Source organism: Desulforamulus putei DSM 12395, from assembly GCF_900129195.1.
In the GTDB taxonomy this organism is placed as follows: domain Bacteria; phylum Bacillota; class Desulfotomaculia; order Desulfotomaculales; family Desulfotomaculaceae; genus Desulfotomaculum; species Desulfotomaculum putei.
The window spans coordinates 22,631-37,147 of the sequence record NZ_FQUY01000012.1; the positions used below are offsets into that span (position 1 = coordinate 22,631).

Annotated in this window: 15 protein-coding genes, 1 tRNA gene, 1 other RNA gene and 1 riboswitch; of the genes, 13 read left to right on the forward strand and 4 right to left on the reverse strand. The window is 52.5% G+C overall.

Features of this window, described 5'->3' with window-relative positions; translation table 11 throughout:
- Positions 1 to 8: 8 nt before the first annotated feature.
- A riboswitch (ZMP/ZTP riboswitch) is annotated at positions 9 to 91 on the reverse strand.
- Between the two features lie 270 nt (positions 92 to 361).
- From BUB67_RS09030 to ffs, 3 genes are all read left to right on the forward strand, one after another.
- A complete protein-coding gene (locus BUB67_RS09030) occupies positions 362 to 1,432 on the forward strand; it encodes a zf-HC2 domain-containing protein (protein WP_073239009.1) in 1,071 nt (356 codons plus the stop codon).
- A gap of 127 nt (positions 1,433 to 1,559) precedes the next feature.
- Positions 1,560 to 1,651, forward strand: a tRNA-Ser gene (locus BUB67_RS09035).
- Positions 1,652 to 1,671: 20 nt separating this feature from the next.
- Positions 1,672 to 1,935, forward strand: an RNA gene (gene ffs, locus BUB67_RS09040) — signal recognition particle sRNA large type.
- Positions 1,936 to 2,042: 107 nt separating this feature from the next.
- Here ffs and BUB67_RS09045 read toward each other — a convergent pair.
- Positions 2,043 to 2,540: a ferritin-like domain-containing protein gene (locus tag BUB67_RS09045; protein WP_073239011.1), complete on the reverse strand. Its 498-nt coding sequence runs from the start codon at positions 2,538 to 2,540 to the stop codon at positions 2,043 to 2,045.
- Positions 2,541 to 2,690: 150 nt separating this feature from the next.
- Here BUB67_RS09045 and BUB67_RS09050 point away from each other — a divergent pair, with 150 nt between their 5' ends.
- A complete protein-coding gene (locus BUB67_RS09050; RefSeq protein ID WP_073239013.1) occupies positions 2,691 to 4,361 on the forward strand; it encodes a nucleoside kinase in 1,671 nt (556 codons plus the stop codon).
- A 147-nt stretch (positions 4,362 to 4,508) separates the two neighbouring features.
- Here BUB67_RS09050 and BUB67_RS09055 read toward each other — a convergent pair whose 3' ends face one another.
- Positions 4,509 to 5,645, reverse strand: a complete 1,137-nt coding sequence (locus tag BUB67_RS09055) for a DUF362 domain-containing protein (protein ID WP_073239015.1) — start codon at positions 5,643 to 5,645, stop codon at positions 4,509 to 4,511.
- Between the two features lie 171 nt (positions 5,646 to 5,816).
- Between BUB67_RS09055 and dnaX the strand changes: the two genes are divergently transcribed.
- From dnaX to BUB67_RS09100, 9 genes are all read left to right on the forward strand, one after another.
- Positions 5,817 to 7,466, forward strand: a complete 1,650-nt coding sequence (gene dnaX / locus BUB67_RS09060) for a DNA polymerase III subunit gamma/tau (protein ID WP_073239017.1) — start codon at positions 5,817 to 5,819, stop codon at positions 7,464 to 7,466.
- A gap of 24 nt (positions 7,467 to 7,490) precedes the next feature.
- Positions 7,491 to 7,808, forward strand: a complete 318-nt coding sequence (locus BUB67_RS09065) for a YbaB/EbfC family nucleoid-associated protein (RefSeq protein WP_073239019.1) — start codon at positions 7,491 to 7,493, stop codon at positions 7,806 to 7,808.
- Positions 7,809 to 8,027: 219 nt separating this feature from the next.
- Positions 8,028 to 8,630, forward strand: coding sequence for a recombination mediator RecR (recR, locus tag BUB67_RS09070; RefSeq protein ID WP_073239022.1), 603 nt, complete (start codon positions 8,028 to 8,030; stop codon positions 8,628 to 8,630).
- 308 nt (positions 8,631 to 8,938) lie between these two features.
- Positions 8,939 to 9,202: a pro-sigmaK processing inhibitor BofA family protein gene (locus BUB67_RS09075; RefSeq protein ID WP_073239024.1), complete on the forward strand. Its 264-nt coding sequence runs from the start codon at positions 8,939 to 8,941 to the stop codon at positions 9,200 to 9,202.
- A 333-nt stretch (positions 9,203 to 9,535) separates the two neighbouring features.
- The gene (locus tag BUB67_RS09080; protein WP_073239025.1) at positions 9,536 to 10,243 is read left to right on the forward strand and encodes a hypothetical protein; all 708 of its coding nucleotides are present in this window, start codon (positions 9,536 to 9,538) and stop codon (positions 10,241 to 10,243) included.
- An 86-nt stretch (positions 10,244 to 10,329) separates the two neighbouring features.
- On the forward strand, positions 10,330 to 11,415 hold the full coding sequence (locus tag BUB67_RS09085) for a transketolase C-terminal domain-containing protein (protein ID WP_073239027.1): 1,086 nt from the start codon (positions 10,330 to 10,332) through the stop codon (positions 11,413 to 11,415).
- A 35-nt stretch (positions 11,416 to 11,450) separates the two neighbouring features.
- Positions 11,451 to 12,224: a thiamine pyrophosphate-dependent enzyme gene (locus BUB67_RS09090; RefSeq protein ID WP_073239029.1), complete on the forward strand. Its 774-nt coding sequence runs from the start codon at positions 11,451 to 11,453 to the stop codon at positions 12,222 to 12,224.
- The gene (locus tag BUB67_RS09095; RefSeq protein WP_073239031.1) at positions 12,217 to 12,780 is read left to right on the forward strand and encodes a 2-oxoacid:acceptor oxidoreductase family protein; all 564 of its coding nucleotides are present in this window, start codon (positions 12,217 to 12,219) and stop codon (positions 12,778 to 12,780) included. The genes BUB67_RS09090 and BUB67_RS09095 overlap by 8 nt, the downstream gene beginning before the upstream one ends.
- Before the next feature lie 12 nt (positions 12,781 to 12,792).
- Positions 12,793 to 13,044 carry a 4Fe-4S dicluster domain-containing protein gene (locus tag BUB67_RS09100; RefSeq protein ID WP_073239033.1) on the forward strand — a complete coding sequence of 84 codons (252 nt, stop codon included), beginning with the start codon at positions 12,793 to 12,795 and terminating at the stop codon, positions 13,042 to 13,044.
- Between the two features lie 101 nt (positions 13,045 to 13,145).
- Here the strand turns inward: BUB67_RS09100 and BUB67_RS09105 are convergent, their stop codons facing one another.
- Together BUB67_RS09105 and BUB67_RS09110 are read right to left on the reverse strand one after the other, a co-directional pair.
- The gene (locus tag BUB67_RS09105) at positions 13,146 to 14,246 is read right to left on the reverse strand and encodes a GerAB/ArcD/ProY family transporter (RefSeq protein ID WP_073239035.1); all 1,101 of its coding nucleotides are present in this window, start codon (positions 14,244 to 14,246) and stop codon (positions 13,146 to 13,148) included.
- A gap of 21 nt (positions 14,247 to 14,267) precedes the next feature.
- A complete protein-coding gene (locus BUB67_RS09110; protein WP_073239037.1) occupies positions 14,268 to 14,513 on the reverse strand; it encodes a hypothetical protein in 246 nt (81 codons plus the stop codon).
- Positions 14,514 to 14,517: the final 4 nt, after the last annotated feature.

Here is a 14,517-nt window from a genome sequence, read left to right on the forward strand (position 1 = left end):
AGCATTGTGATGATTGCCCAGGCGGTCGGCGTTCGTACAGTTACAATCCCCTGTGGTGCTCCACAATTTTCCGCCGGTCATGTAACTGCTTATTATGTTTACGGATAGAATTATAAACGGGGATGCGGAGTTTGGCAACAGTTTTTTGTCCCTCTCAGGATCTGCCAAAACATTCGAATATTACAACTTTCGGTTTGCCCTCCGGTGACCTAAAATAGAAATGAGACAGACTGTCTATGTCGATGAACTCTGTTTATTTCCATTTGCATAGAAAGTGAAAAAGCCTGTATTGGAAAAGTATCTAAAAGCTGGAACAATTATGTTACCAAGCACGTCTACCGAATAGAAGGGGGGATGTTCCGTGCAATGCCAGGAAGCATTAGAGATGCTGTCACCGTACCTGGACGGAGTCCTTGATCCTGCCGAACATGCAGCAGTTCAAGACCATCTGGCCTGTTGTCCCTCATGCAGAGCTGAATGGGAAGAACTACGGTCATGTCTGTCCCTGCTGCAGGAACTTCCGGAAATAGCTCCACCAGCCGGTTTCCGGGCTGGGTTAATGGAAAAGATTGATACATTGACTTTACCGGCACAGGCGCCCCGGCGCACAGACTGGTTTGAGCGTGTAAACGGGGTCACCCGCAAAGGGTGGTACCGTACCGCTGCTGTGGCAGCCGTTGTGGCCATGACCCTGGGGCTGACCGCCCTGTGGGAAAAGGAAGGTCGTCAATTGATTCCCGTTCAACCCGCCACCCAGGAAATGGCTACCATTGAGCCGTTAACCGGCGGGCACAGACAAGAGTACCCGGCAGAGAACCAGGGTAAGCCTGCAGAAGGCAAACAGACCGGCGTGGAGGGCGAAAAAACTCCGGCTTCGGCCCAGGGAAGCAAGGCAACCAAACCGACAGACAAAGCGGCTGCTCCCGGGGCGGCCGGTCAGCCTGAAAGGAAGTTTGTTTCCGAGAGCTACCATTCTCAGCCCAGTGAGGGGATGATTGCACGCACGGTGGTCTTAAAACTGGATGTCCAGGATGCCGGTACGGCCCTGAAGTCCATTGCTGCCATCAGCCAGAAGGTTGGCGGTTCCATCGTGGTGCCCTATACCGAGAGCAATGGAGCCGGTATGGTTGGCATTAAAGTGCCGGCCGGTCACTCCAGGATGGTAGAAAGCCAGATAAAGGCCCTTGGGGAAGTGGTTACAGACATGCCCTCGGAAAGAGACCTGAGCAGCCAACATAAACAGGCTGTAAATGCCCTGGAGCAGCTGCAGGCCCAGCAGACCGACCTGGCCAACCAGCTGGCAGAAAAAGAGGACCCGGCACTGGAAGACCGGCTGGCGAAAATAAATGCCGCCGTTAGCCAGCAAATTAAACTGATTCAGCAAATCGAAGAACAGTGCAGGGATTCAATGATCACCATTACCCTTCAGTAAATGCTGCCACCTCGTTGAGGTGGTTTTTGTTTTTTATTCGGCTTGTCTATAATTGGTTCTTGACTTGCCTGAGAGAAATTAATATAATCTAACATGTAGCCTGTTGGCAAAAACTTAATGTACCTTTGGAGAGGTGGCCGAGTCTGGTCGAAGGCGCATGACTGGAAATCATGTAATGGGGCAACTCATTCGCGGGTTCGAATCCCGCCCTCTCCGCCATCAAAAATGTTAGTCTATGGCCGTGCTAGACGGGGAGGTAGCGGTGCCCTGTACCAGCAATCCGCTGTAGCTGGGTTGAATTCCTGCCATAGGGGTTGGCTTGTGAGGACTGGTCAGCGTAAGGGGCGTTGACGACCGGGTCTTGCGCAGCGTAGGCTCTCGAACCGTGTCAGGTCCTGACGGAAGCAGCACTAAGGGAATCCCTGCGGGTGCCGCGAGGTAGCCTGGTCTGAGCAACCTGCGTTGGTTCGCTCGGAAGCCATTTCTCGACGGTGGGTGCACGGTCTCTTAATTTTACTGGTGATAATGATGAACTGTCTGTGTTTCACGCAGGCAGTTTTTAATTTTTGGGTACAAAAAAGCAGCGGGCCTGCGCCCGGCTGCATAGATGTTATCGACAGTTCAACGTAAATAAATAATTGTATTTGGAACCGTGCTTTAACTCATCCGTATAAATCTCGGTGATCATGTTCCTGTAAGGTAAAAATTCCAACCCGAATAATATTTTGCGATATCTTTCCACCGCAGCCAGTTCCCCAAAAAGGGCTGTTTTTATGCCTTCACAAAAATTTTTGGGTGGTTGAAAGGTCGTCTCAGGCGCCTGGGGAATATCCTGCCCGGTTAGCTCCCAATAGATTTGCCTGAGCATCTTGTTGTGTTTCATTTCGTCATCTCGAATGGAAGCAACAATTTCTTTTTGGTCAGGAGGAGCGATGCTGACTAAATAATTGTAGAACAATTCATCTTCCCTTTCGTTGCTTACGGACTGTACGATCAACTGCAGGGACTGGGGATAGGCATAAACAGGAACGTACATGTAGGTTGGATAATACTTGTAGGTTGTATAGGGGTAGCCGGGGTAGGGGGTTCTCGGGTAAGATGTATTCATCGGGCAACACCTTCTTTTTTCTACCATTTTATGAATAATGGCCTTGAAATGGTTACGAAATAACACAAAATTCCCGAAACAGTAGCCTTATTTACCAAATCTCGATATAATATTTTTACTTGGTTAACTAATTGTTTGGGAGGTGTACAAATGGAAAACGTAATCAAGGTTCAGGTAGACGGAGAACACACCTACGAGGTTGCCCAGGGTACACCGGTGTTGGAGCTTTTGCAGATGCACAGGCAGCAACAGGAGATTCCTGTGGTTGCCGCCAGCATAAACAACATACTCAAGGACCTGAGGACACAATTGGAGGCGCCGTGCCAAGTTAAATTTGTGGATTTGGCGTCACCGGAAGGTATGCGGGTTTACCATCGCAGCGTAACCATGGTGTTAATGAGGGCCATTGCCGAAGTGCTGCCCGGCAGCAATGCGGTGATCCAGCATACCCTAGGCAACGGGCTGTATGGAGAAATTCATTACGACCGGCCCCTGAGGGACCGGGATATTGCCAGAATCGAGCGGCAGATGCGTTATATTATCGAGGCCGATGAACCGTTTCTGCACACCGTCCTGAACAAGGAAGATGCAGAGAGGTTGTTTACCGAAGTGGGGCAAACTGACAAGATTCAATTATTAAAATACGTGCCCGGTGAGGAAGTGGAACTCTATTCCTGCGGCGGATTTTACGACTTTTGCCACGGCCCCATGGTTCCCGGCACGGGGTATTTAAAGAAATTCCGCCTGCGTTTTTACCTGCCCGGCTTTATCCTGGAGCTGCCCAAGGCGGAAAGCCCGCTGGAAATCCCCCCCTATGTGGAGCAGGGGAAACTGGCCAATATTCATTTTGAGGCCAAAAAATGGGCCAATATTTTAAAAGTGAACAACGTAGTGTCTCTGAATGATGTGATAACAAAAGGGGATGCTGCCAATTTAATCCGGGTTTCCGAGGCCTTCCATGAAAAGAAAATTGCCTATATCGCCGACGAGATTGCCGAGAACATTGACCGGATCAGAATTGTTTTAATTGCGGGTCCCTCTTCCTCCGGTAAGACGTCCTTTGCCCAGAGGCTGTCCATCCAGTTGCAGGTAAACGGCATCCGCCCGGTGGCCATTTCCCTGGACGATTACTTTGTGGACAGAGAACATACCCCCCGTGATGAAAACGGCAACTATGATTTTGAGAGCATCAGGGCCATTGATATCCCCTTATTTAACGACCACCTGATCAAATTGATCCAGGGCGAAGAAATTAAACTTCCTTATTTTAACTTCAAGACCGGCAAGCGGGAATATCATGGCGAAAGATTAAAACTGGGCTCGGCTGACCTGCTGGTGGTGGAGGGAATACATGCCCTGAACGATCAACTAACCAGTTCCATTCCCAAAGGTAGGAAGTTTAAAATCTATGTCAGTGCCCTGACGCAAATTAATCTGGATAACCAGAACCGCATCCCCACCACCGATGTAAGACTGTTGCGGCGGATTGCCCGGGACCAGCGCTGCCGGGGTCGTTCGGCCAGAGAAACCCTTGCCATGTGGCCGTCTGTGTGCCGGGGAGAGGAGAAAAATATCTTCCCCTTCCAGGAAAGCGCCGATGTCATGTTTAACTCTGCTTTGCCCTATGAACTGGCCGTGTTAAAGCCCATTGTAGAACCGCATCTCAAGGAAATTACGCAGGAGTATCCGGAATACGCCGAGGCCCGGAGATTGTTGAACTTCCTCAGTTATTTTGCCCCCTTAAAGCTGGATGACGTGCCGTTAAACTCCATTGTCAGGGAGTTTGCGGGCGACAGTTGCTTTGTTGGAACGGTGAGATAGAGAAGTAAAGTCCGCAGATGGGAGATGAATGACAAAACCCTCAGGAAGTCCTGGGGTTTTGTGCTTTTACTGGCCATTGGCCATTGGCCATTGGCTGAAAAGGGCTAATGGCCAACAGCCAATGGCCTGACCCCATAGGAATACTCCTTAGCGTAGAAGTCTTTTTCCCAGCCAGCTCTGGTACACGCTGACGGCCCGGTGGGGGCACAGTTCCTGGCAGCAGAAACAGCGAATACAGGAATTCAGCTTCACCCGGGGCAGGCCCTCCGCCATCTCAATGGCATTGGCCGGGCAGCAGCGGTGGCATTCCCCGCAGCCGATGCACAACTCCGGGCTGAACACGGGCCTGGGCTGCAGTTTACTGATCAAGCCCTTGAAAGGACCGGGAATATCAAAATCCACCTGCCGGTGGGCCGGCAGCCGGAAGGGCGGTGTTATTTCGGGAAGGGGGTCGCCGGTTAAGTGGATGCCGGAAGGTTCCGGGCAAAGTCCCCTTTCCATGGACAGGCGGATAAAAGGGAGACCTGTCGGGTTGATGCCAATTAAGTTGGCACAGACAACGTCCAGGGCATAGGGGCTTGGCGATGCCAGCAGCAGGCCCACTTCCCTGGGGGAACCGGCGGTGGGGCCGTCCCCCTCCATACCCACCACAGCATCCATGACGGTGAGGGAGGTGGGCAGCAGCGTATTGATGTCAATTAAAAGGTTGCTGAATTGTTCCAACCGCTGCATGTTAAAGTGGTACTGGGCCTTTTTCAGTCCGGGAATAGCGCCGTACATTAATTTAACGGCGCCGGTGTACCGGGTCATGCAGTGGGTTTTTAATTTTGGCAGGCCAATGATCACGTCCGCCTCGGCCAGCGCCTTGAGGACGGTGAGCTGCTTCACCGCTTTTCCCCCGGGGTGGGCCAGCGTCATTTCCGTGGTATCAAGGCTGAGCCCGCAGCCTGTGCGCTCGGCCACCGCCGCCATGCCGGTGGCCCGGTAAACGGCATTGAGCAGCCCTTTGCTGCTGGGACCTCCCGGCGAGTCAACAATAAAGGGCTTGCCCCCGGCCTTTTGCACCAGCGTTACCACCGCCTCCACCACCGAGGGATGGGTGGTGGCAGCTTCCTCGGGCTTTTTTTTGGCAATCAGATTGGGTTTAACGGCCACAATTTGTCCGGGGCGGATGAAACTTTGCATACCTCCGAAATGTTGTAGAAGCCTGTCCAGCGAGGCAGCTACTTGCTGCTGGTCATAGTCGGCGCAACGGGATACGGCAACGGTGGGATTTTCCGGCAACGGTTCAGTCTCCTTTCACAGGGTGGTCTCTGGCAGCAGTAAATATAGAAATACCATTTTCGTCAGTGTTCCATGATTTCCTGTTTTTTAAATTGGAAATGGCATCCCGAAAAGGAAAAGCGTATTAAAGGGCGAAACAATATGGAAGAATATCTATGAGGTGGTTTTGTTTTGGCGTATAAAGCATTATACCGGACCTGGCGACCCCAAAATTTCAAAGATATTGTAGGGCAGCAGCACGTTACCCGGACACTGCAAAACGCCCTGCTGCAGGAAAAAGTGGCCCATGCTTACCTGTTCTGCGGCCCCAGGGGTACGGGGAAAACCACAACTGCCAAGGTGCTGGCCAAAGCATTAAACTGCCTGGACCCGGACGGCGGGGAGCCCTGCAACCGGTGTGCCCATTGCACCGCGGTGAACGAGGGCAATTCCCTGGACGTGGTGGAAATTGACGCAGCCTCCAACCGGGGTATTGATGAAATACGGGATTTAAGAGAAAAAGTGAAATTTGCGCCTTCTGCAGGCAGCAGAAAAGTATATATTATAGATGAAGTTCACATGCTTACCGACCAGGCCTTTAACGCCCTGTTAAAGACCCTGGAGGAACCGCCGGCCCACGTGGTCTTTGTACTGGCCACCACCGAGGCCCACAAGGTCCCGTTGACCATCCTTTCCCGCTGCCAGCGCTTTGATTTTCGCCGGATCAAACCTGAGGAGATGGTGGTCCGGTTAAAGGAAGTGGCGGCAGGGGCGGGCATCCAGGCGGAGGAAGATGCCCTGCAGCTCATTGCCAGGGCTGCTGAAGGGGGTCTGCGGGATGCCCTGAGTATCCTGGATCAGGGCGCCGCCTTCGCGGAAAAAACGGTTACCGCGGAGGATATTCACAGTATTCTGGGCACCGTGCAGCAGGACATTCTGGCGGCCATGACCCGCTGCCTGGCGGAGGGAAAAACCGGGGAGGCCCTGCAGCTGGTTGCCGAAATAGCCGACCGGGGGAAAGACCTGCGGCTGTTTACCCGGGAAATGACTTCCTATTTAAGGGGACTGCTGGTGGAAGGTATTGAGGGACGAAACACCGGCCTGCAGATAGGGAACGAAACACTGTTTAACCTCCTGCAAGTCCTTGTCCAGGCAGAACAGGAGATGAAGTGGAGCTCCCAGCCGACCCTGGTTTTGGAACTGGCCCTGGTGAAGGCTTCCCGCCCGGAGATTGCCGGGTCGTGGGAAGGCTTGGCCAGGCGGGTGGCGGAACTGGAGCGGCGAATGGAACAGGGACCGGCGGCGCTGACCCCGCAGGGAGCCCCGCCCGCGCCGTGCCGGGAAACAAAACCGGCCGTCCCTGAACAAGCCGCCGCAGAGAAACCAAAGGCCCCCGGGGTTTTGGAAAAGCCCCGGCAGGTGCCACCCCCCGCTGAAGGCAAGGCTGTTCCGGAGGGCGGCAACGTCAGTGCAGAACAGGTGCGTAAGGCCTGGCCGGCCCTGCTGATGGCCATCAAAGAAGGCAAAAAAATGCCCCTCTGGTCATTGTTAAGCAATAACCGGCCGGCCATGGAAGTGCGGGACCATATTTTAACCCTTTATTTTGAAGAGGAGTTTGACCTGAAGACGGCCGACAAACCGGAATACCGGAAGTATATGGAATGGCTGCTGGGCAAGCACCTTGGCGGGCAATGGGAGGTGCGCTGTGTGCACGCCAAAAAGCCGGCGGCCGGGCCGGTCCCCAGGCCTGAGGAGGACCCCATCTATACCGAGGCTGTCCGTATTTTCGGCAAGGACATCGTGGTTTTGGAAAAGGACCCCGACGAAACAACCCGGGGATGAACATAAAAGGAGGAACGTTGCGCTATGATGGGTGGAAATATGAACAAAATGATGAAGCAAGTGCAAAAGATGCAGCAGGAAATGGCTAAAATGCAGGAGGAACTGGGCAACCGCACGGTGGAAGCCACGGCCGGCGGCGGTGTTGTGAAAGTGGTGGCCAGCGGCAGACAGGAAATTGTCAGCATTACCATCAAACCCGAAGCCGTCGACCCGGACGACGTGGAAATGTTACAAGACCTGCTGCTGGCCGCTGTCAATGATGCCCTGCGTCAGTCCCAGGAAATGGTGGCCAAAGAAATGAGCAAACTCACAGGCGGGCTGAATATTCCCGGATTATTCTAGGCTAGAGGGTATTCCCCTGGGGTCGGGCCTTCAGCCATCAGCCATCGGCTAAAAATAAAAGGCTGAAGGCAATATTTTATCATCTGGCCATTGGCCATTGGCTTCTCTTTTTTTGCCAATGGCCAATGGCTAAAGGCCAAGGGCCGGGTTTAGACAGCAGCCCGATTAAGAAAGATAAGCAAATGTGTTTTAGATATAACTGAGCTAGGAGGACACCCCATGCTTTACTTCTCCGGACCGGTGGCCCGGCTGGTGGATGAGTTTGCCAAATTGCCGGGCATTGGGCCGAAGACGGCCCAGAGGCTGGCCTTTCATATCCTGAACTCCCCGCCGGAGTTGGCCCAGAGCCTGGCCCGGGCGCTGGTGGAGGTCCGGCAGTCTATCAGGCGCTGTTCCCGGTGCTGCAACCTGACCGATGAAGATCCCTGTGCCATTTGCCGGGATCCGGCCCGGAACACCAGGCTGCTGTGTGTGGTGGAAGAACCCCGGGATGTGATTGCCATGGAAAAGGCCCGGGGATACCGGGGCTTATACCATGTGCTGCACGGCGCCATTTCTCCCATGGAAGGCATCGGGCCGGACGACTTGACCATTAAAGAATTACTGAGCCGTCTCCAAAACAACGAGGTGGAAGAGGTGATCCTGGCGGCCAATTCCGATGTGGAGGGAGAGACCACCGCCCTTTATCTGGCCCGGCTGTTAAAACCCCTGGGCATTAAGGTCACCCGCATTGCTCACGGCATTCCCGTGGGTTCGGATCTGGAATATGCCGATGCCATGACGCTGAACAAAGCCCTGGAGGGCCGCGGGGAATTTGGCTAGAAAATATTTTCAGGAATTATGGATACCTGTCATAAAGTTTGTCCAAGCCCCCTATATTTAGCCTAGGGGGCTTTTCTATGGAGTCTGGTCTGGTCTAATGGGTATTCCTTTGGGGTCTTGTCTGGGCCAGGAAGCACTTCTTTGGGGTCAAGGCTAGGCTAATAAGAATTCCTCTTGGGTCTAATGTATTGTAGACAAGACCCCAAAGAATTGCTCATAAGCCCAGACAAGACCCAGTAATAGTACCCGTAAGCCCAGACAAAGAAGCTACGCCAGAAAAATACCACCATGTACGAGGAGGTCTTATTATGGAATGGAAAACAATCATACTTAGCTTGCTGGGCCTGTTCGGCCTGTATCTGTTTGGGACAATCTTTGCCCGTCCGCTGGTATTGATCGGCAAATTGGGCTTGTCCCTGGTGGTGGGAGGAATTTTGCTGGTCCTGGTCAACGTCATCTGCGGCGGGTTGGGGATTCATATTGCCATCAACCCCTTTACCCTTCTTACTGCGGGCATACTGCAGGTCCCGGGGGTGGTGCTGCTGGTGCTGGCCAATTATATCCTCCTGTAACCCTGCAAGATCCTATTTTCCTCACTAATTGAAAAAGATTTAACATTCTTAGAATTAGAATTTTAAGCCGTTGGGGGCGCCAATTTACCTGTTGGGGCGCTCAAATTTGCTTTTCGCCAAAGGCAAAATCCTTTTATTTAGCCGTTCGGGAGGCGCAGGCAACCTTTTAACGAAATGTCAAAAAAATGACTTTAACGGTTGGAAGGGCCTGTTAAATTGGTTAACAAATTGTTGACTTAATAAAAATTTCAGCTTATACTGAGTAAAGGAACTCGGGGTGTGTCTTAATATCCCGGTTCTTGCTATTTATAGACCTTTTAGGAATTTTCTGAAATGGGCAAACTAAAGCCACAAAAGGACTGGAGGTGGTTTACCATCTCGAAAAGAATTGTTGAAGCCTACGTTGGCGAATATGCCAGCGGCAAAAGCGAAGTGGCGGTAAACCGGGCCTTGGAACTGGCCAGGGCTGGCAGAAAGGTAAATCTGGTAGACCTGGACATTGTAGAGCCCTGTTATACACTGCGACCCATTAAAAAAGAATTGGAAGAAACCGGCATGACGGTGCTTGCCTGGGAAACCCGGGATACCGTCGGGTTAGGTGAGGCGGGTAATATTATTAAACCGGAATGCAGGTGGGCATTATACCGTGAGGGGGATGTGATTCTCGATATCGGGTACGGTGTGGAAGGAGCCAAAACCCTGAACCTGTTGGAAGGTGTCGAGGAAACCCCGGAATTACAGGTCTTGGCAGTCATCAATGCGAAAAGGCCCATGACATCCACTGTAGAAGAGATTTTGGACTACATAAAGGAACTGGGCCCTGTTCACGGGCTGATCAACAACACCCATTTGGGTGATGAAACAACACCGGACATTGTGCAAGAGGGTGCCCGGGTTGTCAGCGAAGTTTCCAACATTCTGGGAATCCCCGTGGTGGCCACCACCGCAGACCAGAAAGTGACGAAACAAATCGGTCCGCAAGATTGTATGGGTAATACCGTACGTCCCCTGGTTCGATACATGCCGCGCACATTCTGGTAGGACAACCAGACCATCATACTAAAAATTTCACAAGCTTCCAAAGTCCCTTAAGGATCTTTATTAATTCAGGAGGTGTGGTATCTCTCATGTCCGAAAAACCCATTACCGGAGAAAAGCGGGCGTTCATGACTGGTAACGAGGTAGTTGCCTGGGCAGCCCTGGCAGCAGGCGCTGACATCATGTATGGCTATCCCATTACCCCTCAGAACGAAATCATGCACTACTGGACCCGTCAAATCCCCAAGTATGGCCGTAAATTCCTGCAAACCGAAGACGAACTGTCTGCCGGCTTTACCACAGTGGGTGGCGTTTTAGCCGGCCTCAGAGCCTTCACAGCCACTGCCGGCCCCGGCAACACCCTGATGCAGGAACCCATGTCCATGGCTGAAATGATGAGACTTCCTACCGTTACCATCGTTCAGCAGCGTGGCGGCCCGTCCACCGCTACCGTTATCTACTCCCAGCAAGAAGTTACCCTGACCACCATGGGCGGTAACGGCGAAGGACTGCGCATCGTTTACTCCCCCAGCAACCACCAGGAACTCTTTGACTATACCATCAAAGCATTTAACACTGCCTGGAAATATCGTTTCCCCACCTTCGTACTGGGTGACGGTTACCAGGCCAAAATGCGTGAATCTGTAACCCTGTATGATCCTGCTGAAAGAGGCATCGAAATGGTGCCCACCGAGAAATATGTCGGTAAGCCCGGCACCCCCGGTGTAGACCGTGATCCCGGACATTACCGCAATACCTACAACACCGAAGAAGAATTGTTTGAAGTATTACAGAAGCACTTTGCCGACTATGAGAAAATGGCTCCGGAAGTGGTGGAATACGCCCAGGAAGCTGTAGAGGACGCTGATCTTGTAATCGTCGCCCATGGCGTTGTGTTCCGTGGTGTCCGTGATGCCGTTAAAGAATTAAGAGCAGAAGGGCTGAAGGTAGGTTATTTCCGTCCCATTACCCTCCGTCCCTTCCCGGCTGAGCAGCTCAAGGCCGTGGCCAACAAGGCCAAGAAACTGTTAATTGCGGAATCTGCTCAAGGCCAGCTGGCCAGACTGATAAAAGACGCCATTTACGGCGCTTCTGCGGAGATTGTACCCATGTTCCGCCCCGGTGTAGGTATCACCACTGAGCAAATTGTGGCTAAAGTTAAAGAGGCGCTTTAGAAAATTTTCTTCTAAATAAGGAGGGAGGTTCCAACATGTCTGTGTCTCCACAACCTGCCATGCCCAAAAGCTGGCGTGTAGAAAGCAAACCCCATAAATTCTGCCCCGGTTGCGGCCACGGTCTGGTGCTGAAGTGCTTGGGCGAGGCCATCGATGAACTGGGTATTCAGGATAGAGTTGTTTTTGGCTGTGACATCGGCTGTTCCCTGCTGTCCTGGGATTTCTTCAACTGTGACAGCGTACAAACCCACCACGGTCGCACCACCCCGGTCATGACCGGTATCAAGCGTGCCAACCCAGATCTTATCTGCATTGCCTATATGGGCGACGGCGGCGGTTATGCCATCGGTGTAGGCGGTATCGTCAACGCCGCTGCCCGTAACGAAAAAGTTACCGTCATTCTGGCTAACAACACCGTTTATGCCATGACCGGCGGTCAAATGTCCCCCTGTACCATGCCCGGACAAAAGGTTGAAACCGCTCCCTACGGACGTGACCCCGAAGCAACCGGTATGCCCACCCAGGGTCCGGAAATGATTGCTGCCATCACCGGCGATGGCGCCTATGTGGCCCGCGGCACCACTGCCAACTTAAAACAACTGAAGAGCTATATTAAAAAGGCTCTGCAAACCCAAATGGAAGGCAAAGGTTTCTCCTTTGTGGAAGCGCTGGCTGCTTGCCCCACCAACTGGCGAACCAATGCCGAGAAGACCTGGGCCTTTGTCGAAAAAGAAATGCCTCAGTATTACAAAGTAGGGGAAAAGAAAAATCCCTTCGAGGCAAAAAAGGAGGCTCAGCAGAATGGCTAAAGCTGTAAAAATCTGCTTGGCCGGCGAAGGTGGCCAGGGTGTTCAATCGGTAGCGGAAATTATCGCCGATGCAGCCAACGCAGAGGGCCGCGAGGCGCTCTATATCCCCAACTTCGGCGTGGAACAGCGGGGCGGCGTGTCCATTGCCTACCTGCAGATTGCCGATCAACCCATCGGCGCACCCAAGTTTGATAAGGCAGACATCCTGGTGGCCCTGAGCGACCGTGCTGTACGCCGCTGCAAGCAGTATGTGGATGAGAACACCGTCTACGTCTACGACGCCAGCATCGAAGGCGTGGAAGACGATTTACCCAAGGAAGGCGAGGCCAAAAAGGTGTTGGCCATTCCCGCCCTGGAAATCTCCAAGAACGAACTGCACCCCCGGGTGTTTAACATCTTAATTATGGGCGCCGTCATCGGAGCCACCGGTGTGATTCCTGTGGATGCCGCCAAGGCAGCCATTGAAAAGAAACTGGGTTATAAGTTTGAGCAAAATCCTCAGCTGCGTGAACTGAACTTCAAGGCCATTGACCGCGGCATTGAATTGATGAAATAGGGGGGGGAAATCATGGAATTCAAAGGTCGTACCCTGGAACTCACCAAAGGTGATTGGACTCTTTTCCCCGGTCTGTGCAAGGGCTGTGGACTGTGCATTCAAAAGTGCCCCAAAAAGTGCATCTCCTGGTCCAAGGTGCTTGGCGTATACGGTACCCCCTCGGTAGAGGCCAACGACGAGTGCATCGCCTGCGGCATCTGCCAGATGGTCTGCCCCGATACCGCCATCCGGGTGGATAAGAAGAAAGCAGCGAAAGAAGCGTAAGCATAAGGTATAGCAGAAAGGAAAGAAGCGCTTCCCTTGATGGGAGCGCTTCTTTCACTGTGAGAGTTTTGCTACAGCCGGCAGCCGTCGGCCGTCAGCCTTCAGCTTTTTGTTTTGTTTTTGCCGGGCGCCAGGGTCTTTCTCAATAAAGCTCCTATCCATAACAAAAGAGGAATCCCATACTCCAGGGGGATGGCGTAGACCGGCCAGATGGATTTGGCGAAAAACAATTCATCGATGGCGCTCTCATAAACATATATACTAAAAACCGCCATCAAGGCGCCGGCCGGCAGCACCAGGGGGCGGAAGTCGGAAACCCCGGCCCAGTGGGACGCTCCCTGCACAAAGGCGTAATAACAAATCATAAATTTAATGATTGAAAAAAAGTACCATATGATGGCCATCAAGGTGACCAGGATTTGCCCCCCCGGAATGGAGTTAATGGTAACCAAAGGGGTATAGACGGCACGGGCTGCCACAGCGGGGCTCAGGACAGTGATGGAACGTTCAATGGACAAGAACAGCATGAACAGCCCCGCTACCAGACCAGCCAGAGGATACCAGGCAACGCCTCGGGATTCTTTTACATGATAAAGGACCATGCCGAAGACCACGATTTCTCCCGCCGGAAAAGAAGTGATCCCGATGACGGACCTTGCCACAGGCATGATGCCGTGTTCCAGTACCGGGGTCAGGTTATCATATTGGGCAAAAAGCATGGCGGTGGCCTGGATGATCGTAAAGAAAACAAGGATAAATATAAGAGCAATGCCAAGGGCCCGGGCCATGACCTCTATCCCCAGCCGCACAGCAAAGGCAGACAGAGCTGTTATTGTAACGTACAGAACGGCGGCGGGAGTATCCACCAAAAAAATGACGTCAATAAAGTTAACAATATTGCGCAGCACCAGCGCTCCCAGGTGAAAGGCAAACCAGATGATCAGCAGGCCCACCGCTTTTCCCGGCAAGCCCAGGATCCTTTCGCTATATTGGACGATGGAGTTTCCCGGGTACATTTTGTGTAATGACAACAGCAAAGACAGCAGTATGATGCCGGGCAGCATGGCAATGAAGGGCGCCAGCCACGCATCCTGCCCGGCCATCTCTATGACGGCGGACGGCACCAGAAATAATGCCGTACCCACAACAAAACCAAGCATTAAGAAGAAAAATTGCCTGTCAGAAATGTACGCCTTTCCCAAGATAATCTTCCTTTATAAAACTTATTTGGCAGTACCAAAGAAACTCTCCATTTTCATGGCAGCGGGTTTGAAGACGGCCTCCAAAAAATCAGTGGGATTGGGTAGTTTAAGGTCAAACACCATCCCGTAACCATAGATCATGGCCGGCGCCAGCAGCAGCCAAAAGGCCCCGAGGTCCTTCCATCGTTTTTGTGCCACAAGGCGGGGTACCTCTAGAATAATAATAATGGCGTAGGCAAGGGTAATAAGAAGAAACTTTGTGACCAAATAT